At 70.6% G+C, this 22,470-nt stretch carries 25 protein-coding genes; 14 read left to right on the forward strand and 11 right to left on the reverse strand.

From position 1 onward, the window contains the following. Nucleotides 1–302 precede the first annotated feature (302 nt). Complete coding sequence (locus ACH4FH_RS25105) at nt 303–1,517, forward strand: acyltransferase family protein (protein WP_398558132.1); 1,215 nt, start codon at nt 303–305, stop codon at nt 1,515–1,517. A gap of 126 nt (nt 1,518–1,643) precedes the next feature. Here ACH4FH_RS25105 and ACH4FH_RS25110 read toward each other — a convergent pair whose 3' ends face one another. From ACH4FH_RS25110 to ACH4FH_RS25125, 4 genes are all read right to left on the reverse strand, one after another. Continuing rightward, nucleotides 1,644–2,069, reverse strand: a complete 426-nt coding sequence (locus ACH4FH_RS25110; RefSeq protein WP_398558277.1) for a RidA family protein — start codon at nt 2,067–2,069, stop codon at nt 1,644–1,646. 554 nt (nt 2,070–2,623) lie between these two features. Next, entirely contained in the window at nt 2,624–3,646 is a 1,023-nt protein-coding gene (locus tag ACH4FH_RS25115; protein WP_398558133.1) for an alpha/beta hydrolase, read from the reverse strand. 299 nt (nt 3,647–3,945) lie between these two features. Then, nucleotides 3,946–5,625, reverse strand: a complete 1,680-nt coding sequence (locus ACH4FH_RS25120; protein WP_398558134.1) for a bifunctional 3'-5' exonuclease/DNA polymerase — start codon at nt 5,623–5,625, stop codon at nt 3,946–3,948. Nucleotides 5,626–5,754: 129 nt separating this feature from the next. Next, nucleotides 5,755–6,867, reverse strand: a complete 1,113-nt coding sequence (locus ACH4FH_RS25125; protein WP_398558135.1) for a winged helix DNA-binding domain-containing protein — start codon at nt 6,865–6,867, stop codon at nt 5,755–5,757. Between the two features lie 257 nt (nt 6,868–7,124). On the opposite strand from ACH4FH_RS25125, the gene ACH4FH_RS25130 reads away from it, so the two are divergent. The 4 genes from ACH4FH_RS25130 (at nt 7,125) to ACH4FH_RS25145 (ending at nt 11,097) form a co-directional block, all read left to right on the forward strand. Beyond that, nucleotides 7,125–7,379 carry a chaplin gene (locus tag ACH4FH_RS25130; RefSeq protein ID WP_398558136.1) on the forward strand — a complete coding sequence of 85 codons (255 nt, stop codon included), beginning with the start codon at nt 7,125–7,127 and terminating at the stop codon, nt 7,377–7,379. A gap of 567 nt (nt 7,380–7,946) precedes the next feature. Beyond that, complete coding sequence (locus tag ACH4FH_RS25135; protein WP_398558137.1) at nt 7,947–8,180, forward strand: chaplin; 234 nt, start codon at nt 7,947–7,949, stop codon at nt 8,178–8,180. A 266-nt stretch (nt 8,181–8,446) separates the two neighbouring features. Continuing rightward, the gene (locus tag ACH4FH_RS25140; RefSeq protein WP_398558138.1) at nt 8,447–8,752 is read left to right on the forward strand and encodes a hypothetical protein; all 306 of its coding nucleotides are present in this window, start codon (nt 8,447–8,449) and stop codon (nt 8,750–8,752) included. 1,499 nt (nt 8,753–10,251) lie between these two features. After that, complete coding sequence (locus ACH4FH_RS25145) at nt 10,252–11,097, forward strand: nitrilase-related carbon-nitrogen hydrolase (protein WP_398558139.1); 846 nt, start codon at nt 10,252–10,254, stop codon at nt 11,095–11,097. 96 nt (nt 11,098–11,193) lie between these two features. Here ACH4FH_RS25145 and tatA read toward each other — a convergent pair whose 3' ends face one another. The 3 genes from tatA to rpmB all read right to left on the reverse strand — a co-directional run bounded on the left by tatA (nt 11,194) and on the right by rpmB (nt 12,081). Next, on the reverse strand, nt 11,194–11,430 hold the full coding sequence (gene tatA, locus ACH4FH_RS25150; protein ID WP_398558140.1) for a Sec-independent protein translocase subunit TatA: 237 nt from the start codon (nt 11,428–11,430) through the stop codon (nt 11,194–11,196). A gap of 109 nt (nt 11,431–11,539) precedes the next feature. Beyond that, nucleotides 11,540–11,845 carry a 30S ribosomal protein S14 gene (rpsN, locus tag ACH4FH_RS25155; RefSeq protein ID WP_398558141.1) on the reverse strand — a complete coding sequence of 102 codons (306 nt, stop codon included), beginning with the start codon at nt 11,843–11,845 and terminating at the stop codon, nt 11,540–11,542. After that, nucleotides 11,845–12,081 carry a 50S ribosomal protein L28 gene (gene rpmB / locus ACH4FH_RS25160; protein ID WP_398558142.1) on the reverse strand — a complete coding sequence of 79 codons (237 nt, stop codon included), beginning with the start codon at nt 12,079–12,081 and terminating at the stop codon, nt 11,845–11,847. The genes rpsN and rpmB overlap by 1 nt, the downstream gene beginning before the upstream one ends. Nucleotides 12,082–12,154: 73 nt before the next feature. On the opposite strand from rpmB, the gene rpmG reads away from it, so the two are divergent. The 5 genes from rpmG to ACH4FH_RS25185 all read left to right on the forward strand — a co-directional run bounded on the left by rpmG (nt 12,155) and on the right by ACH4FH_RS25185 (nt 14,577). Continuing rightward, the gene (rpmG, locus tag ACH4FH_RS25165; protein WP_398558143.1) at nt 12,155–12,319 is read left to right on the forward strand and encodes a 50S ribosomal protein L33; all 165 of its coding nucleotides are present in this window, start codon (nt 12,155–12,157) and stop codon (nt 12,317–12,319) included. A gap of 5 nt (nt 12,320–12,324) precedes the next feature. Continuing rightward, nucleotides 12,325–12,579: a type B 50S ribosomal protein L31 gene (locus ACH4FH_RS25170; protein ID WP_398558144.1), complete on the forward strand. Its 255-nt coding sequence runs from the start codon at nt 12,325–12,327 to the stop codon at nt 12,577–12,579. Then, complete coding sequence (locus tag ACH4FH_RS25175) at nt 12,579–13,727, forward strand: CobW family GTP-binding protein (RefSeq protein WP_398558145.1); 1,149 nt, start codon at nt 12,579–12,581, stop codon at nt 13,725–13,727. The genes ACH4FH_RS25170 and ACH4FH_RS25175 overlap by 1 nt, the downstream gene beginning before the upstream one ends. Nucleotides 13,728–13,831: 104 nt before the next feature. Then, a complete protein-coding gene (rpsR, locus tag ACH4FH_RS25180) occupies nt 13,832–14,068 on the forward strand; it encodes a 30S ribosomal protein S18 (RefSeq protein WP_398558146.1) in 237 nt (78 codons plus the stop codon). 269 nt (nt 14,069–14,337) lie between these two features. Further along, complete coding sequence (locus ACH4FH_RS25185; protein ID WP_398558147.1) at nt 14,338–14,577, forward strand: DUF397 domain-containing protein; 240 nt, start codon at nt 14,338–14,340, stop codon at nt 14,575–14,577. 106 nt (nt 14,578–14,683) lie between these two features. Here the strand turns inward: ACH4FH_RS25185 and ACH4FH_RS25190 are convergent, their stop codons facing one another. Beyond that, a complete protein-coding gene (locus ACH4FH_RS25190) occupies nt 14,684–15,166 on the reverse strand; it encodes an ATP-binding protein (protein ID WP_398558148.1) in 483 nt (160 codons plus the stop codon). Between the two features lie 312 nt (nt 15,167–15,478). Here ACH4FH_RS25190 and ACH4FH_RS25195 point away from each other — a divergent pair, with 312 nt between their 5' ends. The 4 genes from ACH4FH_RS25195 to ACH4FH_RS25210 all read left to right on the forward strand — a co-directional run bounded on the left by ACH4FH_RS25195 (nt 15,479) and on the right by ACH4FH_RS25210 (nt 19,450). Beyond that, complete coding sequence (locus tag ACH4FH_RS25195) at nt 15,479–16,342, forward strand: helix-turn-helix domain-containing protein (RefSeq protein ID WP_398558149.1); 864 nt, start codon at nt 15,479–15,481, stop codon at nt 16,340–16,342. Nucleotides 16,343–16,426: 84 nt separating this feature from the next. Next, entirely contained in the window at nt 16,427–17,884 is a 1,458-nt protein-coding gene (locus tag ACH4FH_RS25200; RefSeq protein WP_398558150.1) for an aldehyde dehydrogenase family protein, read from the forward strand. Between the two features lie 132 nt (nt 17,885–18,016). After that, the gene (locus ACH4FH_RS25205) at nt 18,017–18,574 is read left to right on the forward strand and encodes a DinB family protein (protein WP_398558151.1); all 558 of its coding nucleotides are present in this window, start codon (nt 18,017–18,019) and stop codon (nt 18,572–18,574) included. A gap of 171 nt (nt 18,575–18,745) precedes the next feature. Next, nucleotides 18,746–19,450, forward strand: coding sequence for a PadR family transcriptional regulator (locus tag ACH4FH_RS25210; protein ID WP_398558152.1), 705 nt, complete (start codon nt 18,746–18,748; stop codon nt 19,448–19,450). A gap of 114 nt (nt 19,451–19,564) precedes the next feature. On the opposite strand, the gene ACH4FH_RS25215 is transcribed toward ACH4FH_RS25210, so the two are convergent. The 3 genes from ACH4FH_RS25215 to leuE form a co-directional block, all read right to left on the reverse strand. Then, nucleotides 19,565–20,977, reverse strand: a complete 1,413-nt coding sequence (locus ACH4FH_RS25215) for a glutamate decarboxylase (RefSeq protein WP_398558153.1) — start codon at nt 20,975–20,977, stop codon at nt 19,565–19,567. Nucleotides 20,978–20,992: 15 nt separating this feature from the next. Next, nucleotides 20,993–21,616, reverse strand: coding sequence for an NAD(P)H:quinone oxidoreductase (wrbA, locus tag ACH4FH_RS25220; RefSeq protein WP_398558154.1), 624 nt, complete (start codon nt 21,614–21,616; stop codon nt 20,993–20,995). A gap of 136 nt (nt 21,617–21,752) precedes the next feature. Continuing rightward, the gene (leuE, locus tag ACH4FH_RS25225; protein WP_398558155.1) at nt 21,753–22,427 is read right to left on the reverse strand and encodes a leucine efflux protein LeuE; all 675 of its coding nucleotides are present in this window, start codon (nt 22,425–22,427) and stop codon (nt 21,753–21,755) included. Nucleotides 22,428–22,470 lie beyond the last annotated feature (43 nt).

Here is a 22,470-nt window from a genome sequence, read left to right on the forward strand (position 1 = left end):
ATGTGTGTGCGCCACACGGGTGGCGTGTGGGCTCCGCCGGGCGGGGATTTACGGGATTCCCGTGGCGGGGCTAAGGTGCCTGAGATGTTCGACGCCGCCACACTCCCCGTAGAAGAACTAAGACGCAGGATTTGGCTTTTGGGTTCCGTTTTGAGGCCCGGTGCGGGCCCGCGTTCAGCTCCTCCCCTGGGTTCGTTCCGGGAGGGCCCTTGAAGAACGACTTTCCGGCGTACGGCGAGCGGCGGGTGCCCCTTCCCCCGCCGCGGCAAGTACCGCATGACGCATTGAATCCTTCGGGCGCGATGCCTGGCGCGCAGCAGTCGGCAGCACCGTCCGGAGCGACCGCGACGGCCACGATGACCGCGGTGCCCGCAGGCGTCACCACGACCAACCGGCCGCCGGCGCAGGCGAACCGGGGCGCCGCGTCCCATGCCAAGCCCAAGGGCCACGGCCGGGGACGCGCCAAGGCGCCCGCGGGGACCGATGCCAAGGCGAAGCCGCGCGACGCGTTCTTCGACAACGCGAAGTACCTGGCCATCGTGCTGGTGGCGATGGGGCACAGCTGGGAGCCGCTGCGCGACGGCAGCCGGTCGGCGGCGGCGCTCTACATCACCGTCTACGCCTTCCATATGCCGGCGTTCATCATCATCTCCGGTTATTTCTCGCGCAGTTTCGATATGCGCAAGGACCGGTTGCAGCGTCTGGTCACCGGCGTCGCCGTCCCGTACGTCCTCTTCGAGGTGGCCTACACGCTCTTCAAGAGGTGGGCGGACGACGATCCGGGCTATCCCATCAGTCTCACCGACCCCTGGTATCTCACGTGGTTCCTGCTGGCGCTGTTCGTCTGGCGGCTGACCACCCCGCTGTGGAAGATCGTGCGCTGGCCGGTTCCGCTGGCCCTGGCCATCGCGGTACTCGCCTCGGTGTCACCCGACATCGGTGACGACATGGATCTCCAGCGCACCCTGCAGTTCCTGCCGTTCTTCGTGATCGGCCTGTGCCTGCGGCCGGAGCACTTCAAGCTGGTCCGCCGCCGGAAGGCGCGGATCGTGGCGGTGCCGGTCTTCGCCCTCGCCCTGCTCTTCGCGTACTGGGCTGCGCCGCGCATGAACGCCGCGTGGTTCTACCACCGCGACAGCGCGCAGGAGCTGGCGGCTCCGTGGTGGAGCGGCGCGGTGATGACCCTCGCCATGTTCGGCTGCTCCCTGGTGCTGGTGGCCTGCTTCTTCGCCTGGATCCCGGGCCGCACGATGTGGTGCACGGCGCTCGGCGCGGGCACCCTCTACGGCTATCTGCTGCACGGCTTCCTCGCCAAGGGCTCCCGCTTCTGGGACTGGTACGACAACCCATGGATGCACACGCCCTGGGGCGCGGTCCTGCTGACGCTGATCGCCGGCACCGTGATCACCGTGTTGTGCACACCACCGGTACAGCGCGCCTTCCGGTTCGCGATGGAACCCAAGATGACCTGGGCGTTCAAGAAGGACCCGGTCGGGGCGGCACGCGGCCGGAACTGAGTGTCACGGGCGTGTGAGCGAGCGTTCGAGCGGTGCCAGGGGCACTCGCGCCACCGGGAAGCCGGTGGGCGGGTGCCCTTGGTCTTTCGTGCGTCGTGCGTCGGCGTCTTCGTCCGTCGCGCGGCCTCAGCGGACGACGGCGATGCCTTCGAGTTCGACCAGTGCCGTCTCGTCCCACAGCCGCGTCGCACCGATGACGGCCATGGCCGGATACTCACCGCCGACCAGGCGCTTCCACACCCGGCCGATGTCCGCCGCGTGCCGGCGGTAGTCGGCGATGTCCACGGCGAAGACGGTGAGTTTGGCGAGGTCGGAGGGGCCGGCGCCGGAGGCGGCCGCCACCTCCAGGAGGTTGCTCAGCGCCCGCTCGAACTGCTCGACGATGCCGGCGCCGACGATCCGGCCGGATCCGTCGAGGGCCGTCTGACCGGCGAGGAAGACCATGGTGCCGGAGGCGGCACGCACGGCGTGGCTGAACCCCGTCGGGGGCGCCAGGTGCGGCGGGTTGACACGCTCCAGCCCGGAGCGCGAGCCCGGGGGAGCGCTGGGGATGGTGCCGGGCCGGGAGCCCTCGGGGTCGGCGTGGGTCTCGGGCCCGTTCTGACCGGCAGGATTGCCGCCGGTACCGCCCGCACTGCCCGCACCGTTCTGCGTGCTCATGGCCGATGAGTCCCCTCTGCCGCCAACTCGTATCGCACTCCGAGGGATTCAAGCGCGTTCTGATCCTTCCGGGGAAGCAGTTCGCCGGAGATGACGCGATCGAAGTCCGCCGACGGCGCCGGTTCCGGGAGCGACGGGCGGCCCGACGCGGAGCGACCGGCGGCCGAGCGTGGCTGGTCCGCGAACAGCGCCGCGTGCCGGGCAGCGGCCCTGGAAGCCCGTTTGACCAGCACCTTTTCCTGGGACAGGGGAGAGCAGCGGGCGTCGCCGGCCACGGAGACGGCCGCCGCGCCGCCGCGCACGACCCGCTCCCGGCTCTCACGCCCCCGGCTCTGACACCCCCGGCTCTGACGCACCCAGCCTTCGCGCTCCCGGACTGTCCCGATCGCGGTCACCTTCGCTGACGCCCTGCCGTGCTCCACACCCAGCCCTCCGTCCCGCTTCCGCTACTCCACGTCCTGCTCAGCCGCTGCCGGGTACAGCGCCGTACGCAACTGCCCCGTCCAGTGCGCCGTCATCTCCTTCGCCACCCGGGTGTCGGGGGCGTACAGCTCGAAGCCGTGCCAGGCGCCCGGCACATTGCGGACCGTGACGGCGACGCCCGCGTCCATCAGGCGCCGGGCGTAGGCCAGCCCGGCATCGCGCAGTGGATCGAGGTCGCAGACCAGGACGTAGGCCGGCGGCAGGCCCGACAGATCGGCGGCCCGGGACGGCGCGGCGTACGCGTCCGCCTTGACGCCCTCGGGAAGGTAGTGCTCCCACACCGCCTGAACGCTCCTCGGGTTCGCCACCCGAGGGTCGGGCCGGGGGCCCGCAGCCGATTCCTGCGCGGATTCCGCCCCCGGCTGCTCCGTCACCGCCTCCGCGCCCACGCGGTCGTCCAGGTCGGGGACGCACAGCGACTGATAGGCGAGGGCAGGGCCGCCGCGGTCGCGGGACATCAGGGCGACGGCCGCGCTGAGGCCGCCGCCCGCGGACTTCCCGGTGAGGGCGATCCGTGCGGGGTCGATACCGAGTGCGTCCGCCCGCCGCGCGGTCCATTCGAGGGCGAGGTAGCAGTCCTCCACGCCGGCCGGGTAGCGGTGCTCGGGCGCGAGCCGGTACTCCACCGCGATGGTGACGGCGGGAAGTTGACGACAGAGCGCGATGGCCGCACGGTCCTGACCCGGCAGGGAACGCCCGATCGCGTACCCACCGCCGTGGAGGTGCAGCACGGCGGGCAGGGCCTCCCCCGGGGAGGGAGCCGCCTTCGGCCGGTACACCTCGACCGTCAGCGCGCTGCCGTCCGCCCGCGGAATGTCGAACCGCTCGCTGCGCACTCCGGTGCGGTCGGCCGGATGCGCGGAGAGCATCGCTCTGAACGCCTCGCGGGTCCCTTCGATGTCCTCGTACGGGTCGGCGGACGGTGGCAACGCCTCGAAAGTCTCGGCGAGTTCGGGATGCACCTGCCGTGCGGGCCGGTTGGTCATGCGAGTCCCCTCCTGGTCGTCAGGGGTGTCGGCGTGGCGCCGGCGTGGTGCCGGTCGCGCGTGAAGTGCCGCTTCCACAGCATCACCGCCACCGTCCCCGTCGGTGTGCACCTACCCCCGCCTCGCACGCACACCGCCCCCTCACCGGGCATCTCCTGTGTCGCGCGCCACGCGGGCCCCTTTGCGAGCTGCCACCCGACGCACCTCCCCGGCACCGGACGCCCGGCATCGGTGCCGCATGCTCGGCATCGGACGCCCCAGCAGTTGCTGCGGAAAGCACCGGTGCGCCCCACCCGCCCTCACTTCGCCTCCGCATAGCAGCCCACCACCGCCGTCGTGAACGGGAACCGGACCGGTGTTTCCCCGAAGGCGATCCGGCCCGCCGCCGCGGCCGCCGCCGCGATCGCCTCGGACACCGTCTGCGCCTCCTCCTCGGGGCAGTGCACGATCACCTCGTCGTGCTGGAAGAAGACCAGCTCGGCACGGAGACCGGACTCGGACAGCGAGCGCCGCAGCGCCGCCAGCACCAGCAGTGCCCAGTCCGCCGCGCTGCCCTGGACGACGAAGTTACGGGTGAAGCGCCCCCTGGCCCGGGCCGCCGAACTGCTGCCGTAGCCGGCCGGCGGGTCCTCCTCCTGCGGCAGCCCCGCCTCGTCGGGCGCCGCCACGGACGCCGGCGGGCAGGTGCGCCCCAGCCAGGTGCGCACCAGCCGGCCCTCTTCCCCCGCCCGCGCCGCGTCGTCGACGTAGGCCACCGCGGCCGGATAGCGGCGGCGCAGGTCGGCCATGTGCTTGAGGGCGTCGCCCGAGGTCTGGCCGTAGATGGCGCCGAGCAGGGCGAGCTTGGCCTGGGCGCGGTCGCCGCCGAAGGCACGGGCCGCCAGATCCGCGTAGAGATCCTCGCCGCTGCCCGCGACGTCCATCAGGCCGCGGTCACGGGAGACGGCCGCCAGCACCCGCGGCTCCATCTGGTCGGCGTCCGCGACCACCAGACGCCACCCCGGGTCGGCGAGCACGGCCTGCCGGATCACCTTCGGGATCTGCAGCGCGCCGCCCCCGTTCGTCGTCCAGCGGCCGGAGACCGTGCCGCCGGGGAGGTACTCGGGGCGGAACCGGCCGTCGTGCACCCACTGCTGGAGCCACGCCCACCCATGGGCGGTGTGCAGGCGGTAGAGCGTCTTGTACTCCAGCAGCGGTGCCACCGCAGGGTGGTCGATCTGCTGCAGTGCCCATTTACGGGTCGAGGTGAGGGGAATACCGGCGCCGGCGAAGGCCCTGATGATGTCGTTCGGCAGATCGGGACGCACCCGCGCGCCCGGCCCGAAGGCGCTGGACACCTTCTCCGCGAGTTCCGCCATCCGCCGTGGCTCCAGCCCGCCCGGATAGCGCTCACCCAGCAGCCCGTCCAGCAGCTTGCGGTGCACATCCGCCCGCCACGGCACCCCGGCCCGGTTCATCTCCGCGGCGACCAGCATGCCCGCGGACTCCGAGGCCAGGAGCAGCCGCATCCGCTCGGGGTGCTCCGTCCCGTCCGTGCGGGCCTGCTGCCCGGCGTACACCTCCAGGAGCGCCGTGAGTTCGTCCGTGCCCGGCGGCAGCGGCACCGGACCGGGCGCGAACAACGACGGCTGGGTCTCGGCGGCCCGCGCGGGAGCGTCCTGCGGTACGGGCAGACGGTGCAGCCGCGCCCAGGCGGCGGCCAGCGACCGCGGCTGGCCCGACTGTCCTTCCTCGTGTCCGATCAGCAGCGCCTCGGCGGCCTCGACGTCGTAGCAGCGCTCGACGCGCACCCCCGAAGCCAGCAGCCGCCGGTAGACCTCAGCCGTGGACCGCCACACCCACCGCTCGACCTCGGGGCGCGCCCGGACGGCCTCGGCGAGCGAGGGCTCCTCCACCACCGGCCCGGCGGGCCGGCCGTCCGGGGCGAGTGGGCAGAGACGCGCACCCCCGTCGCCCGTCTCCGCCACCGCCCATCTCATGTCCCTGAGTCTTCCACCGGGGTCTGACAATGCCGCTGACCAGCACATTCGACACGCCTCGCGGCTGCTTGCGCCCGACCGGACGTCCAACCAACGTCCAACCAACGTCCAACCGACGTCACTCCGACGTCACTCCGTGCGTACGGCGAGCGACCGCTCGCGCCCCGTACAGCGGGCCAGATGCGCGGCCTCCGTCTCCAGCCCGGCCCGCGGCACCTCGCCGTGCTCGGCGAACAACGTCACCGCGACACTCTCCTCGGTGAACTCCCACACGCCGGCCACCCGGCCCTCGTGCACCACCACCGGCGAGATCCAGCCCGCCGTCCGGCTCACCGCCGTGCGGCGCCCGGCCGCGATCAGCCGGGTGTCGGCCGTGCCGGGCCCCAGGACGTACTGATCGAAGCCGGCCAACAGCCGTACCTCCCGTGACGGCTTCGCCCGCGCCAGCGCCGCGGCGTCCTCGCTCCGCACGAACGCACCACCCACGCCGTCGACCTCGACCTGCGTCAGCCGGTCCCCGAGCGACGCGAACCATCCGCGCAGCGCGGCCTTACGGGTCGCGCCGCGCAGCAACCAGGCGTCGAACGTCAACGGATCGGCCGGGCCGTGTGCCCCGAGATAGGAGCTGATCACTGCTGCCGCCGCCTCCTCCACGTCCGGCACGCCACGCCACCCCGGGACCCACGACGATGGCGACGTGAAGGTCACCTTCTGTCCCTGGGGCGGCCCTTGACACAGCCTCCCGGTCCACGCCAGCGGCTTCAGGACGGCGCTCCACCCGGAGGTCAGCTGCTCTCCGAGCTCCTCCAGGCCACGACGGGCCGCCACCGCGTCGGTCAGCTCCTGACGGGTCAGCACCCGGCCGTCCAGGATGTCGTCCACGGCCTCGCCGAGCGCCTCCATCGTCCGGGGGCTCACCCCGAATGCCTTCTGCCAGGACGCCTTCTCCCAGGTCCGCGCGGCCCCCAACAGCGCGAGATACGCCGCCACCTCGTCGGCCGGCAGCACATGCAGGGTGCCGCGCATGGCCCAGGTCTTGACGACGGAACGCGCGTCCAGAGCACGCCGCACCGCGTCGGCGGACGGACTCTTCCGCCGTGTCCCTACGGCCAGTTCGGCCGCCGAGGCGATCTGCGCCTGCACACCGGCCAGCTGTCCCACGAGCCGCTCGGCCGAGGCGGACGTACGCGGCGCCAGGCTCTGCTGCCGCAGCCGCCAGGCCAGCACCTGTGCATGAGTCACCTTCAGGACATCCTTCATGGCGTCATTGCACAGCACCCCGCTGACACACGAGGCGAGCTCTCCGCGCGTACTCATGAGAGCGGCGTGGGACGGGTGGACCCCGGGGTCATGGCGAAGGCCCCATTTGCCCCTTCCAGCACTTGAGGAGCATGTTCACCCGAATGCGCCCGCTACCTCCTCCTGGTTCGAGCGTTGGGCAGCTCGTCGCTCCAAGCGGCACGTACAGACCCTGAAGCTGCTCAGTGAAGAGGTTCGCCGTGAAGTTTGTCTCCAAGGCCGTCGTCATGTCCGCCGTCGCGGGCATCGCTGTCGTGGGCGGGGCGGGCATCGCCGGCGCCACCACCGGCAAAAGCGGTGCCAGCGCGGTGGGCGGTGCTTCGCACTCCCCTGGTGTGATCTCCGGCAACGTCGTCCAGGTCCCGATCTCGGTGCCGGTCAACGTCTGCGGCAACACCGCCAACCTCGTCGGGGCCCTCAACCCGGCGTTCGGCAACAAGTGCACCAACCGCTGATCCTCCTTCAGCGATCGGGGCTGTCCGCTGTCCGGTAGCCCCCGAGGCCGGTACGGGTTCTCCGTACCGGCCTTTGCTGTGCCCGCGACCGGTCGTGGGCACAGCTGCCACGGCCCCTCGGTACAGGGCTCGCTGAATCAGAGACGTCCCGCGGCTCTCGGCCCCCGGCGTCCGCAACCGCTGATCCAGCCGTGAGCAGTCGGCCATCGGCGACCGGGCCCGGAACATGGGTTCTCTCCTCCCGACCGCTCCGGACGTCGTGGCGCCCGCCAGGAACCCCACCGACGAAATTCCGCGTTTCCCCATTCGGGGTGAATTCGTATTCGGCAGAGCCGCCGTCCGTTCGAGCAGAAGCGGCTATCCCGCGTCGGATGCGCGCGAGAAATCTCCCGGAGATGGCCTTGCGTCATTCGGGTGATCCTTCAGAAAGTCCGCCCCGCAATAGTTTCGCGAGCGAGGGGGCATCGTTACCAATCATGGCAGCGGAGTTACGGGCGGGGCAGTCTCGACGCCCGTGCGACACGACGGTCGTGCTCGCTACAGACCCGCTGACAGGAAGGGCTGAAAGTGAAGTACGCAAAGGTTGCTGCGGTCGCTGCCGGTACGCTCATGGCGGTTGGTGCCGCTGCTCCGGCGATGGCCGACTCGGGCGCCAAGGCGACTGCGAAGAAGTCGCCCGGCGTCATCTCCGGCAACGTCGTCCAGGTGCCGGTCCACGTGCCCGTCAACGTCTGCGGCAACACCGTTAACGTCCTCGCGCTGCTGAACCCCGCGTTCGGCAACAAGTGCGTCAACGACTGACTCACCACCAGCTGAGTCAAGTCCTTCTGATCGGCCGCGGTGCACAGGTTGTGCGCCGCGGCCGGTCGGCGTTCCGGCGGTACCGCGGGGGCGCGAATTCCGGAAGCTGGTGGGTGGCGCGGCCAGGAACCGGGCGCGGCGGAGTTTCCCTGCGGGGCCGTCCTCGTTAGTCAGAGGGAATGCGGTGATCCGAGCAGCGATGTGAATGCTCATGCGGATCTGGTGTCGCGGATCCCTCAAGCACCGCCTGGGAAGGGACAGTTGAAGTGAAGTACGCGAAGTCTGCCGCGATTGTTGTCGGTTCGGTCATGGCGCTGGGAGCGGCCGCACCCTCCTTCGCCGCGGGCCCGGCCCGCCCCGCCGGCGCGACCGGCTCGAAGATGAGCCTCAACGGCGGGCTGACGGACGCGCTGAACAGCAAGGAGCTCGACGGCCACCAGATCGTGCCGCTGGTCGAGACCGTCAAGGGGGCCGCCGACAAGAGCAAGTCCGACCCCAAGCGGCTTCTTGGTGGCGCCACGGGGGCCACCAAGAAGTCTCCGCTGCTCGGCGGAGTGCAGATCGGGAAGTAATTCCTGGCGCGTGCTCTCCTGCCGGACGGCGGATCTCGAAGCCGTCCGGCAGTGAGGCGACCGACTTCGTGTCAACTTCGCCTTCTCTGCGTGCGGTTGCTCGACGCGGTCACGGCGCCTCGTCCGTCGACGGCAACAGCACAGGCAACCGCTGAGCGGTTGTTCAAGGCCCGGGGCGCCCAGCCCTCCTTCTTCTGGGCGGTCCGGGTCTTTGTCGTTCGCATATGCAGGGAATCGGCGTGCCGCCCTGAGTGAACGGGGGCCGCCCGCTCGCACGCGGCATTGTTATTCGGTCGTGACTCTTGTACGCGGAATCGGTCGTTATCAGTGTGTGTGGAGGGATGCATGCCAATGCCCCAGCGAAATCGATGGGGCGCCGGGGCGTTGGCATGCAGGCCATGAGCGAGAGTAGGGGCCCGCGACGCTGTCGACCGAAATCGCGGGCCCCTGCGGCGTGCCGGTCGGCAACTGGCCGGGTGTTCGGTATGGCGCTCCGGCATTTGCCAACCAAATATGCGGATTCACAATTATTGCCTGAAGTCTTCCGTTGCCTTCGACTGTCTCCGCGCCTTTCGTGCTGCTCCTCTCTATTACGGGAAGAGAGCGCAAGAGGGGCGTCCTTGATATGAGTGCCGTCCGCTCGTCCCAGTCGTGTTGCCATCTGTCCGGTGACGAGGAAAGGCGTGGCGACGGTTGGCGTTGTGCGAATAGGGCTCCCGGGTCGGGAGGTATTCCGGGGCGGGAGGCATTCCTTGAAGAGCTGTGCGTGACGGTGGCTTTGGCGGGCGCGGCTGTAAGCGGCGTCGCTGCTCGGGATTGCTCGCCGGCGGCCGCTCAGCGGCGATGGCCACCGGCGGCGACCGCGGCACCGAGTCGGTCAGCGGGAACGGCGCGAAGTCCGTCCACGGCAACTCGTCGCAGGCCAGGGCGAGGAGGGCTTGGCGGCCGGCCGAGCGGGTCCGGCGGGCCGCTCGGCCTGGGCCACCCGGTCGGAGGCGCCCGTCGGCATCGCCGGACGACTCGACCGCGTACCGCCGCGCCCCTGCCGCCGGGGGGCTGCGGCTGGAAGCCGACCGGCGGGGCGTCTGGCGGATCGTGTGGATCAACGCGCGAAATCCGTGTGCGGCACGGGAAGGATCGTTCTTTCGCTCATTGGTGGTACCTGTCTCTCCGGGGGTTTGAATTCGGCCGGAATGTATCGCCCGGACGATGCGAGCCCCGGCGCTCCCGGCGGACCGCGGACCGGCGCCTTTGGCGCGCCGATCCGACGCACCGAGCGGTGCGGGGCGCGAGCGCTGGGGCCGGCGGTACCCATGGGGGGTCTCCCGAAGGGCCGGCCGCGGCCGCCGGCGCTCGGTGGCACCTCCTGAGGCTGAAGCTCGCAGTGGCGTCGAGCGGCGCCCCGGGAGCAGGGGAGGGCTGTCGCCCGGGGCCCCGACGCGTGGGCTCTGGCAGACTTGATAAAGCCGCAAAGGTGATGAATCGGGGAGGTGTGGGCGATGCGCGTAGCGCTGGCGCAGACGGACTGTGTGCTGGGCGAAGTGGCGGAGAACCTCGACGTGGCCCGCGACCAGATCGAGCAGGCCGCGGCGCAGGGTGCCGACCTCGTCGTCTTCCCCGAACTCAGCCTGCACGGCTACCACTTGGGCGTGCTCGAACGGGACATCTCGATCGAGGTCCGCGATCCGCGGCTGCTGGAACTGGGCATTCTCGGCCCCGACGTGGTGGTCGGCTTCCACGAGTACACCAGTCTCCGCGCGTACAACACCGCGGGGCACTACTCGGACGGGGCGCTGCTGCACGCGCACCGCAAGCTCTACCTCCCCAACTACCTGGCGTGGGAGGAGCGCAAGCACGTCAGTCCCGGGCAGTCGTTGCGGGCGTACGACCTCAGCAAGTCGGCGAGCGGGGGCCGGGGTGCGACGCTGGTGTGCAATGACGCGTGGCAGCCGGTGCTGCCGTGGCTGGCGGTGCAGGACGGCGCCGAGGTGCTGTTCGTGCCGACGAACAGTGCGGCGAGTCTGGACCCGGAGGCGATGGATACCGGGCTCTACTGGGACACGCTGCTGTCCTACACGGCGCGGATGCTGCAGTGCTGGGTGGTCTTCGTGAACCGGGTCGGCAACGAGCACGGCGCGGCCTTCTGGGGCGGCTCGCGGGTGGTGGATCCGCGGGGCGCGGTGGTGGCGCAGGCGCCGAAGTGGGAGCCTGCCCTGGTCACCGTCGACATCGATCTCGCGGAGGCGCGGCGGCAGCGCCGGGCCGTGCCGCTGGTGGCCGAGGCGCGGCTGGGGCTGATCGACCGGGAGGTACGCCGGCTGATCGACGAGGGCGGCGACCACTAGGGCGTGTCCGCGAGGGCTCGTCGCCCGCCCGTAGGGCGCGGGCGAGGCGGGAGATCGGGCGTGCCCCAGCGGCTGTCGCGGGCCGGAGGTCCGGCGTCAGTGCCGGGCGGAAGTCTCCGGGCGCGGTTCCGTGGCCGGCTTGGCGGTGGCTTCCCGGTCGGCGGGTGCGTCCGCAGGTCCGTCGTCCTGGAGGGCCTTGGCCTCGGACTTGAGGATGCGCATCGAGCGGCCGAGGCCGCGTGCCATGTCGGGCAGTTTCTTCGAGCCGAAGAGCAGCACGAAGGCCAGGATGATCAGGACCAGGTGCCAGGGTTCGAAGGCGTTCCGGAGCATCGCGGGCTCGCTTTCGTCGGGGGCCTCAGGGCGTTCTGTCCAGTATCACCCGAACGGTCCCGCCGCCTGAGCCGGGGGGTGGGCCGGCTCAGGCGGTTGCTGGGCGGCCCTACCAGCTGGACTTTCGTACGCCGGGCAGGTAGCCCGCGTGGGCCTGCTCGCGCAGGCGTACGCGGGAGAGGCCGAAGGCGCGGAAGTAGCCGCGCGGACGGCCGTCGACGCTGTCGCGGTTGCGGACCCGGGTGGGGCTGGCGTCCCGGGGCTGTCGAGCCAGCTCGCGCCCGGCGGCGTCGCGCTCCTCCTGCGGGGTCTGCGGATCGCGGATGACGGCCTTCAGGAGGGCGCGCCGGGCCGCGTAGCGCGCGACGGTCGCCCGCCGCTTCTCGTTCTTGGCGATCTTGCTCTGCTTGGCCATCAGACCTTCTCCCCTCGTGCCCGGATGCGGGCGACGGCCGCCTCGATCCCGATCGTGTCCACGGTCTTGATGCCCTTGGCGCTCAGCGTCAGCCGGATGCGCCGGCCTTCGCTCTCCAGCCAGTAGCGCTTGCGCTGGATGTTCGGGTCGAACCGGCGCGAGGTGCGGCGGTGCGAGTGGGAAACGGTGTTGCCGAAGCCGGGCTTGCGTCCGGTCAGCTGGCAGTGGGCGGACAAGGTGCGGTCCCTTCGGTCGTGGCCCTCGACGGAGCGCTATTGAAAATGGAAACCATTTCCGTATACTAACCACATGGCCCGCAACGAACTACGCCCGGTCGTCAAGCTCCGGTCCACCGCCGGCACCGGCCACACGTACGTCACCCGCAAGAACCGCCGTAACGACCCCGACCGCCTCGTGCTGCGCAAGTACGACCCCGTCGTCGGTCGGCACGTGACCTTCCGAGAGGAGCGCTGAGCACCGTGAAGCCTGGAATCCACCCCGCGTACGAGCCCGTCGTCTTCCGCGACCGGGCCGCCGACTTCGCCTTTCTGACCCGCTCGACCGCCACCAGTGACAAGTCGATCGAATGGGAGGACGGCCTGACCTACCCCGTCATCGACGTCGAGATCTCCTCGGCGAGCCACCCCTTCTACACCGGCACCGCCCGGGTGCTGGACACCGCGGGACGCGTCGAGCGGTTCGAGCGCCGCTACGGCAATCGCGAGGCCCGCTGATGGACCGGCTCAACGTCGTGCTGGTGGGCGGCCTGCACGCGGAGGCGCGGCAGGCCGTCGTCGAGCGGCTGCTGCGTACCGTCCCCGGCAGTGTCGCCCTCCACCACGACCTCGCCTCGGCCGCCGCCGGCACCGTCCGGCGCACGGTCCGCGACGGCGGCGGCGCCCTCGACACCGGCGAGGCGCCGCTGGTCAACGACTGTGCCTGCTGCGCGCTGCGCGAGGACCTGGTGCCCGAGTTGGAGCGGCTGGCCGCCGGCCGCACCTGTCGGCTGGCGATCGTGGAGCTGTGGGACTCCGTCGAGCCCAAGGCGATGGCGGAGGTGGTCACGGCCTGCGGCAGCGAGAACCTGGCCCTGACCGGAGTGATCACCGCCGTCGACCCCGCGCTGCTGCTGCCCTACCTCGGCTGCGGCGACGACCTCGCGGAGGCGGGACTCGCCGCCGCGGCCTCCGATCAGCGCACCGTCGCGGACACCTGGGCCCGCCAGCTGGAGTACGCGCCGGTGCTGGCGCTCGCCCCGGGGGAGGAGGAGGCCGAACCCGCCGATCTGGCGCTGCTCGCGCAACTGCACCCCATGGCACACCAGGTCCCCGTGGAATCGGGCGAGTTGGCGGCCGCCGCGATGGCCGGCTTCGATGTCGAGGCGGCCGCGGCGCGTCAGCACCCCGCCTGCGCGCTGCTGCCGCAGGATGCCGATGCGGAGGGCGTCGCCACGCTCGTCTGGCACCACACCCGGCCCTTCCACCCCGAGCGGCTCTACGGGGCGCTGGAGGACCTCGCCTGTGCGGCCGCGCGCAGCCGGGGCCGCTTCTGGCTGGCCGACCGCCCGGACACGCTGCTGTCCTGGGACGCCGCCGGCGGTGCGCTGTGCGTGGAGAACGCCGGGCCCTGGCTGGCTGCGCTGCCGGACGCCGCCTGGGAGATGGTCCCACCGATGCGGCGGGCCGCCGCCGCGCTGGACTGGCACCCCGAGCACGGCGACCGCGCCCAGCATCTGGTCTTCACCTCGCCCGGACTGGACCGTGAGGGGCTCGCGTCCCTCCTGCGGTCCTGTGTGCTCACCGACGCCGAGTACGCGGGCGGACCGCAGGCGTGGAAGAGCCTGCCACCCGTCTTCGACGCGCTCCTCGATCCCGTTTCGTAGGCCGGCCGCGTCCCGCAGGGGGCGGCCCGCCGAGGCGCGCCCCGTCAGCAACGACCGGCCTCGCCCGTACCCATCTCGCCCGTACCCCTAAGGAAGACCCCGTCATGACCCGTCGGCACGATCCCCGCCGGACGCCCGCGCCCCGCCCCAATCCGCTCGATGCGGCAGGGATCACCTACATCGATTACAAGGACACCACGCTGCTGCGGAAGTTCCTCTCCGACCGGGGCAAGATCCGCAGTCGCCGGATCACCCGCGTCACGGCCCAGCAGCAGCGGCAGTTGGCCCGTGCCATCAAGAACGCGAGGGAGATGGCGCTGCTGCCGTATGCCTCCCGGTGAGGGGCGGGGATGTCGAACAGGGCCGGGCCCGATGTGGAACCCGAAGGCCGCGGCGGCCGTCTCATGGTCGTCGGTGCGGCCGCGGTCCTGAGGGCCCGGCCCGCCCCTTTGGCGTCAGGGGTGGACGGCGGCCGAGCGAGGGGCCGGTATGCGACGAGCTGTGATCGTTTCGGCACCGCCTGTCGTGCACGTGCATCTGCGCATGCATCTGCATATGAACGCAGCTATGATCCCGGGCAGTTGCCATCTGTTATCCCCGGGAGACCTCTGTGCCTCACGCACACAACGGCATGGCCGCAACGGATCTCCGTGACGTGGCCTGGCAGAAGAGCCGGCACAGCAACTCGCAGGGCTCGTGCGTGGAGTTCGCGAAGCTGCCCGGGGGCGAGATAGCGGTGCGCAACTCCCGCTTCCCGGACGGACCTGCGCTGGTCTACACGCCGGCCGAGATCGAGTCGATGCTCCTCGGCGTCAAGGACGGGGAGTTCGACCACCTCGTGGCCGACTAGGGCGCGAAGGGCGGCCGGGGCGCCTTCGCCGCACCCGCGTGCGCGCATGCGGACGGCCGGGCCCGCCGCCCTGTGGGCGGGCGAAACCCGGTGGGGCAGAAGCCGGCTAAGGCAGCCGGAAGAGGGCCCACACGATCTTGCCGGGCGCGGGGCCGGCAAGTGGCTGCCAGCCCCAGCTGTCGCTGAAGGCCTCCACGAGATACAGCCCGCGCCCCGACTCGGCGGCCTCGTCGGCCTCGCCGGTGACCGGGGAGCAGTCGCTGGGGTCCCGGACCGCGCAGATCAGCCTGGAGGACCAGCGCATCAGGTGGAGGCGGGCCGGCGGGGTGTCGTCGGCGCGTTCCGGAGCGGCGAGAATCGCGTGCCGCAAGGCGTTGGTGACGAGTTCGGAGACCACCAGGGCGACTCCGTCGAAGAGTTCGTCCAGCTCCCAGCCCTGCAGGGTGTCGCGGGTGAACTTCCGTGCACCGCCGACCGATTCGTACCGCGGCGGGAGCGTGCAGGACGCGGATCCGGAGACGGCCAAGGGGTCGACGGGAGGAAGGCCCTGCCATAACGGCTCGAGCATGGTCAAAACCTTGGTCCCCATGCGAGGCACTCCTGGCGTTCGCGGACGTCATGACCCTGGCCGGTCAGCCGGATCTGGCGGATCTTTCACGAGCGTGCATGCGTGCGACGCCCATGGTTCCCAATGGGCACGACAGATGCAAGGGCAGATGCACGTGCACGTGCCGTGATTGCGCCAGGACGGGCGGATTCGCGGCCAATTCTTCTTGCGGCTTTCTGTGGAGAGCTTGCGGGGGCCTCACATATCAGTAACCGGATGAGCACTCAACGAAGCGTGAACGTGGCAGACTGCGGCGCGTTGTTGGACGGGTGTGGTCACAGGAGGGTCCGAGAGGTGTCCGCTAACGAGTCGAGCGGGTCGGTGGTACGGCGCATCCTGCTCGGATCACAGCTTCGGCGGCTGCGTGAATCCCGTGGCATAACCAGGGAAGCGGCCGGCTACTCGATCCGCGCGTCGGAGTCGAAGATCAGCCGCATGGAGCTGGGCAGGGTGAGCTTCAAGGCGCGGGACGTCGAGGATCTGCTCACACTGTACGGAGTCGGTGACCAGCAGGAACGGGAGGCGCTCCTCTCCCTCGCGCGCGAGGCCAACGTCACGGGCTGGTGGCACAGTTACACCGATGTCCTCCCCGGCTGGTTCCAGACCTATGTCGGCCTGGAAGGCGCCACTTCCGCCATCCGCAACTATGAAGTGCAGTTCGTGCACGGCCTGTTGCAGACCGAGGGCTACGCCCACGCCGTGGTCAGACGCGGCATGCCGGACGCCACGAACGCCGACGTGGAGCGCCGGGTCGCGCTGCGTCTGGAGCGTCAGAAGCTGCTGCTGGCGGAGCGCCCGCCGCAGTTCCACTGTGTGCTGGACGAGGCCGCACTGCGCCGTCCGTACGGGGAACGCGAGGTCATGCGCGACCAGCTGCGGCATCTGATCGAGGTGTCCGAGCGGCCGAATGTGCGCCTTCAGGTCATGCCGTTCAGCTACGGCGGGCACGCGGCCGAGAGTGGCGCCTTCACCATGCTGGGCTTCCCGGAGACGGGCCTGCCGGACGTCGTCTATCTGGAGCAGCTGACCAGCGCGCTGTATGTGGACAAGCCCGAAGAGGTGGCGTTGTACGCGCGGGCGATGGACCGCCTCCAGGAGGAGGGGCCGAATCCGGCCGAGACCCGGGACCTCTTGCGTGGTCTACTCCAACTGATGTGACGCGCGAGTAGGATGACAAGCCATCAGGAGTCAGCACCCCCCAATGCGGCGCCCTGCGCGCCCTGTTCTCCAGATCGGGATGGCATGTCCTACTTCGACGAGTTGGCGTATCAGTTCATCGACGGCGAGTGGCGATCCGGCAGCGGCTCGTGGGACATCGTCGACTTCAACCCGTACAACGGCGAGAAGCTGACGTCGATACCCGTCGCCACCGTCGAGGAGATAGACCAGGCCTACCGCGCCGCCGAGCGCGCGCAGCGCGAGTGGGGTGCGGTCAACCCCTACAGCCGGCGGCTCGTCTTCGAGCGTGCACTGCGGATCATCGACGACCGCGAGGCGGAACTGGGTGAGGCGATCGCCGCGGAGGTCGGCGGGACGCGCGCCAAGGTGGGCTTCGAACTGCATCTCGCCAGGGAGTTCCTGCGGGAGGCGATCCAGCTGGCGCTGCGCGCCGAGGGTCGCATCCTGCCGTCGCCGGTGGATGGCAAGGAGAACCGCCTCTACCGTCTGCCGGTCGGGGTCGTCGGTGTCATCAGCCCCTTCAACTTCCCGTTCCTGCTGTCGTTGAAGTCCGTCGCGCCCGCCATCGCGCTCGGTAACGCCGTGGTCCTCAAGCCGCATCAGAACACCCCGATCTGCGGCGGTGGGCTGGTCGCCAAGATCTTCGAGGAGGCCGGGCTGCCGCCGGGCGTCCTCAATGTCGTGGTCACCGACATCGCCGAGATCGGCGACGCGCTGATCGAGCACCCGGTGCCCAAGACGATCTCCTTCACCGGGTCGGAGAAGGTCGGCCGGCATGTCGCGACCGTCGCCGCCTCGCACTTCAAGCACACGGTGCTGGAGCTGGGCGGGAACAGCGCGCTCGTCGTGCTGGACGATGCCGACATCGACTACGCCGTGGACGCCGCCGTCTTCAGCCGCTTCGTGCACCAGGGGCAGGTCTGCATGGCCGCGAACCGGGTGCTCGTGGACCGCGCGGTGGAGCGGGAGTTCACCGAAAAGTTCGTCGCCAAGGTCGCGTCCTTGAAGGTCGGCGACCCGGCCGACCCGCAGACCCACATCGGCCCGCTGATCAACGAAGGCCAGGCCGAGGCCATCTCCTCGCTCGTGGACAGGGCGCTCGCCGAGGGGGCCAGCGCGCTCCTTCACGGCGAGACCCGGGGCACGCTCGTCGCGCCGAGCGTGTTGAGCGGGCTGGCGGAGGACTCCTCGATCCTCACGCAGGAGATCTTCGGCCCGGTGGTGCTGCTGATTCCCTTCGACGGTGACGACGAGGCGGTACGGATCACCAACGCCACGCCGTACGGACTCAGCGGCGCGGTGCACACCGGTGACATCGAGCGCGGGGTGCGGTTCGCCAAGCGCATCGAGACCGGGATGATCCATATCAACGACGGCACGGTGCACGACGAGCCGATCGTGCCGTTCGGCGGCGAGAAGAGCTCCGGGGTCGGGCGGCTGAACGGCGACGCCATGGTGGAGGCCTTCACCACCACCAAGTGGATCTCGATTCAGCACGGGCGGTCGACCTTCCCGTTCTGAGATTCTCAGGATCAGCCTGCCGCGCGGCCCTTGAGGACAGGATCTGACCGCAAGGGCTCGTACGTTGAGTGGTGTCGGAAGGCGGGGGCGCAGAGCCGGTCCGCCCGGGGATGTCACGAAAGGTGGATCTCAATGCCCACTCACGTTCTTGCAGAGGCCCATGGCGACGAGCGCGGCGCGCTCCTGGCTTTCCTGGAGGCGCAGCGCGGCGGCCTGCGGCGCGCGGTGCTCGGTCTGACCGACGAGCAGGCGAGGCAGCGGCCCAGCGCCAGTGAGCTGACGCTCGCGGGTCTCCTCAAGCACGTCGCGGAGACCGAGCAGGGCTGGGTGGAGACCGCGCAGGAGCTGCCGCACTCCATCGCGCGGACCGAGGAGACCTGGCACCTGAGCTTCGCGCTGGAGGACGGCGAGACGCTGCAGAGCGTGCTGGAGTTCTGGGAGGCGGTCGCGCGGCGGACCGAGAAGTTCGTCCGCTCCGTGCCGAGCCTGAACGACACCTTCCCGCTCCCGTCGGCGCCCTGGTACCCGCCGGAGGCGCAGCAGTCGATGCGCTGGCTCGTCCTGCACCTGATCGAGGAGACGGCCCGGCACGCCGGGCACGCTGACATCCTCCGCGAGTCCCTGGACGGCGAGACCGCTTTCGTCCTGGTCGCTGAGGAGCAGAAGGCGCGGCAGGGCGGGCAGGGATAGCGCGCTTCCCCGGCGCCGCGGGGCCGCCTTCCGCGTGACCCCGCGGGGCTTCCGCCGGCCGAAGGCCCGGATGCCGGCGAAGTTAGTCAAAATTGAATAGCCTCACCCGTCTAGGCTGACGGCACCGGCCGCACACGGGTGCGGCAGCGCGTGTGAGGGGTTGAGGGGACGATGTCGGCGATCCGGCTGTTGGTACTCGGTGCCGTGCGGCAGCACGGGCGGGCGCACGGCTACCAGGTGCGCAACGACCTGGAGTACTGGGGCGCCGACGAATGGTCCAACGCCAAGCCGGGCTCGATCTACCACGCGCTCAAGCAGCTGGCGAAGCACGGGCTGCTGCTCGCGCACGACACCGCGCCGAGCACCGCGGGAGGCCCGCCGCGCACCGAGTACGAGGTGACCGCGGCGGGCGAGACCGAGTTCTTCACGCTGCTGCGCGCGGCGCTCTCCCAGCACGATCAGAAGGTCGATGTGCTCAGCGCGGGCATCGGCTTCCTCGTCGACCTGCCGCGGGCCGAGGCGGTGGCGCTGCTCGGGGAGCGGGTGCGGGCGCTGGAGGAGTGGCGGGGCACGGTCACCGAGTACTACACGCCCGAGGAGGGGCCGGGACAGCTCGGCCACATCGGCGAGATCATGGACATGTGGGTGCACTCCGCGGACAGCGGAGCCGCGTGGACGCGTGGCCTGATCGAGCGGATCGAGGGCGGGGCGTATGTCTTCGCGGGCGAGGGGGAGCCGTTCGTCGGCGTGCTCCCGGACGGCGTGGCGAACCCGTACGCGACGAAGGCGCCCGGCCGGTCGGGCGGCGAGCGGACCTGCGAGGAGCAGACCGGCGGCGAGGAGCGGGGCGCCGAGCCCGGTGAGCGGGCGCGGTGAGCGCCGGCGGGGCGCAGGGCCGGTTGGCCGGGCGCTGAGAGCCGGGCTGCGCGGGCTCGCTTGCGAGGGAGTCCGTATTGCTCCGCGCACCGGTACGGGTGGGGGCGGCGGCCGTCAGTGGTGGAAGGCGGTGGCCACGTTCGCCGGACGCTCCAACGGCCCGGTCTGGCGCCGGAGTTCGGTCAGCAGTTCCTCCAGGTCCTTGAGGAACATGTCGGCGAGGTCGTGGGAGAAGCCGTTGCGGCAGACGACCCGCAGCACGGACAGGTCCTCGCGGTGCGGCGGGAAGGTGTAGGCGGGAATCAGCCAGCCCCGCTCCTTCATCCGCCGGGACACGTCGAAGACGTCGTAGGCGGTGACGTCGTCGGCGGTGGTGAAGGCGAAGACCGGCAGCTGGTCGCCGTGGGTGAGCAGCCGGAAGTCCCCCAGGGCGCCGATCCGCTCCGCCATGGACCGGGCCACGTCCCGGGTCACCTGCTGTACGGCACGGAAGCCGGCCCGGCCCAGCCGCAGGAACGTGTAGTACTGGGCGGCGACCTGGGCGCCCGGGCGGGAGAAGTTGAGCGCGAAGGTCGGCATGTCGCCGCCCAGGTAGTTGACGCGGAAGACCAGTTCCTCGGGCAGCGACTCCTGGTCGCGCCACAGGGCCCAGCCGACGCCCGGGTAGACCAGGCCGTACTTGTGGCCCGAGGTGTTGATGGAGGCGACCCGCGGCAGCCGGAAGTCCCACTCCAGATCCGGGTCGAGGAACGGCGCGATCATGGCGCCGGACGCGCCGTCCACATGGACCGGGATGTCCCAGCCGCGGTGTTCCTGGATCTCGTCCAGGGCGGCGCAGATCTCGGCCACCGGCTCGTAGGATCCGTCGAAGGTCGAGCCGAGGATCGCCACCACGCCGATGGTGTTCTCGTCGCACAGCTCGGCGGCGGATGCCGCGTCGAGGTGGAAGCGATCGCCGTCCATCGGGACCAGGCGTGCCTCGACCTCCCAGAAGTTGCAGAACTTCTCCCAGCAGACCTGGACGTTGGTGCCCATCACGAGGTTCGGCCGGGCGGTGGGATAGCGGTCCTGGTTGCGTCGCATCCAGCGTCGTTTGAGCGCCATCCCCGCGAGCATGCACGCCTCGCTCGAGCCGGTCGTCGAGCAGCCGACGGCCTTCGCCGGGTCGGGTGCGTGCCACAGGTCGGCGAGCATCGCCACGCACCGGTTCTCCAGCTCCGCGGTGCGTGGGTACTCGTCCTTGTCGATCATGTTCTTGTCCCGGCACTCGGCCATCAGGACGCCCGCCTGCGGCTCCATCCAGGTGGTGACGAACGTCGCCAGGTTGAGCCGGGAGTTGCCGTCGAGCATCAGCTCGTCGTGCACGAACTGATAGGCGGTGTGCGGGGAGACCGGTCCGTCGGGCAGCTTGTGCCACGGGGGTGCCTCGGTCATGCCGGAGACCGGATCGGCCTCGCCGTAGAAGGGATTGACCGGGCGTCCGGTGGCCGGCCGGCCGGTGCCGGAACCGCCTTTGTGGAGCGTCATCTGGCCGCCTGTTCCTCAGCCGGCCTGCGCGAGGCCGGATTTGATGGCTTTGGTGAACTTCACCACGCGGGCCGCCTGGATCCGGGCAGCGGTGCGCGCGTCGTCGTCGACCGGGGTGTCGGGGCCGCCGGTGTGCGAGGTGCCGTACGGATTGCCGTCGGTGTACTTCGCCGGGTCGGTGTAGCCGGGCGTGACGAGGATGCCGCCGAAGTGGTGGATGGTCTGGTAGAGCGCCAGCAGTGTGGACTCCTGGCCGCCGTGCGGGGTGGCGCTCGCGGTGAAGCCGCTGTAGACCTTGTCGGCCAGTTGGCCGTGTCGCCAGAGGCCGCCCAGGGTGTCGAGGAACTGCTTGAGCTGAGCGGTCACATTGCCGAAGCGGGTCGGCGATCCGAAGATCACGGCGTCCGCCCAGAGCATGTCCTCCGGGGTGGCCTCCATGATGTCGGCGGTCGCGGTGGCGTTCGCCGCCCAGGCCGGATAGGCGTCGATGACGGTCTGGGGAGCGAGTTCCGCGGTCCTGCGCAGCCGTACGTCGGCGCCCGCGTGCTCGGCGGCGTCGGCGATGAGCCGGGCGAGCTCGGCCACGGTGCCCGTCGACGAGTAGTAGATGACGGCGACGTTCACGTCATGCACGGGCATCGGCACACCTCCTGAATCCCGACGATAAGGGGACAAAGAGGGTGGAGCCTCCAGAGGGCGGCCGGGGGAAGGCAAACGGGCGGGGAGGGCCCGTGGGGGCCACTTCCCCGCCCGTAGGCGACCGCCGGGGCCGGGCTCAGCCCGGTCCGGCCATCGACAGCTTCGCCGCGAAGCCGAGGAACGCCGCCCCGGCGCCCGCCGACAGGCCGGCCGACAGACGCCGGCGGCGCCGGAAGGTCGCGGCCAGGAACGTCCCGCTGAAGATCAGGATCGACAGGTACGTGAGGCTGAACAGCTGCGCCCAGGCGCCCAGCGCCAGGAACGACAGCACCGGGTGCGCGTAGGACGGGTCCACGAACTGCACGAAGAAGGAGATGAAGAAGAGGATCGCCTTCGGGTTGAGCAGCGAGACCACCAGCGCCCTGCGGTAGGGCCGCTCGACTGCCTCCTTCGCCCCCGCGGGCCGCTCGGCGCCCTCGTCGCCACGGGCCGCCCGGCGAGCCTCGCGGCCGCGCCACAGGGACCAGGCGCCGCGCAGCATGCCGACCGCCAGCCAGGTCAGATAACCCGCACCGGCAAACTTCACGATCGCGAAGAGCACCGGGCTGGTCTGCAGCAGCGACGCCACCCCGCCCGCGGAGAGCGTCATGAGCACGGTGTCACCGCACAGCACCCCCGCCGCCGCCCGGTACGCCACGCGCGGACCGCGCCGCGCCGCCACCGAGACGACGTACAGCGAGTTCGGCCCCGGCAGCAGAATGATCAGCGCGAGCCCCACCAGATAGGTGGACAGATCCGTTATTCCCAGCATGCGCGGCAGGATGTCATCCCGGGCCCGCCCCCTTCACCCGGCT

The organism is Streptomyces sp. NPDC017993 (assembly GCF_044328065.1).
Taxonomy (GTDB): domain Bacteria; phylum Actinomycetota; class Actinomycetes; order Streptomycetales; family Streptomycetaceae; genus Streptomyces.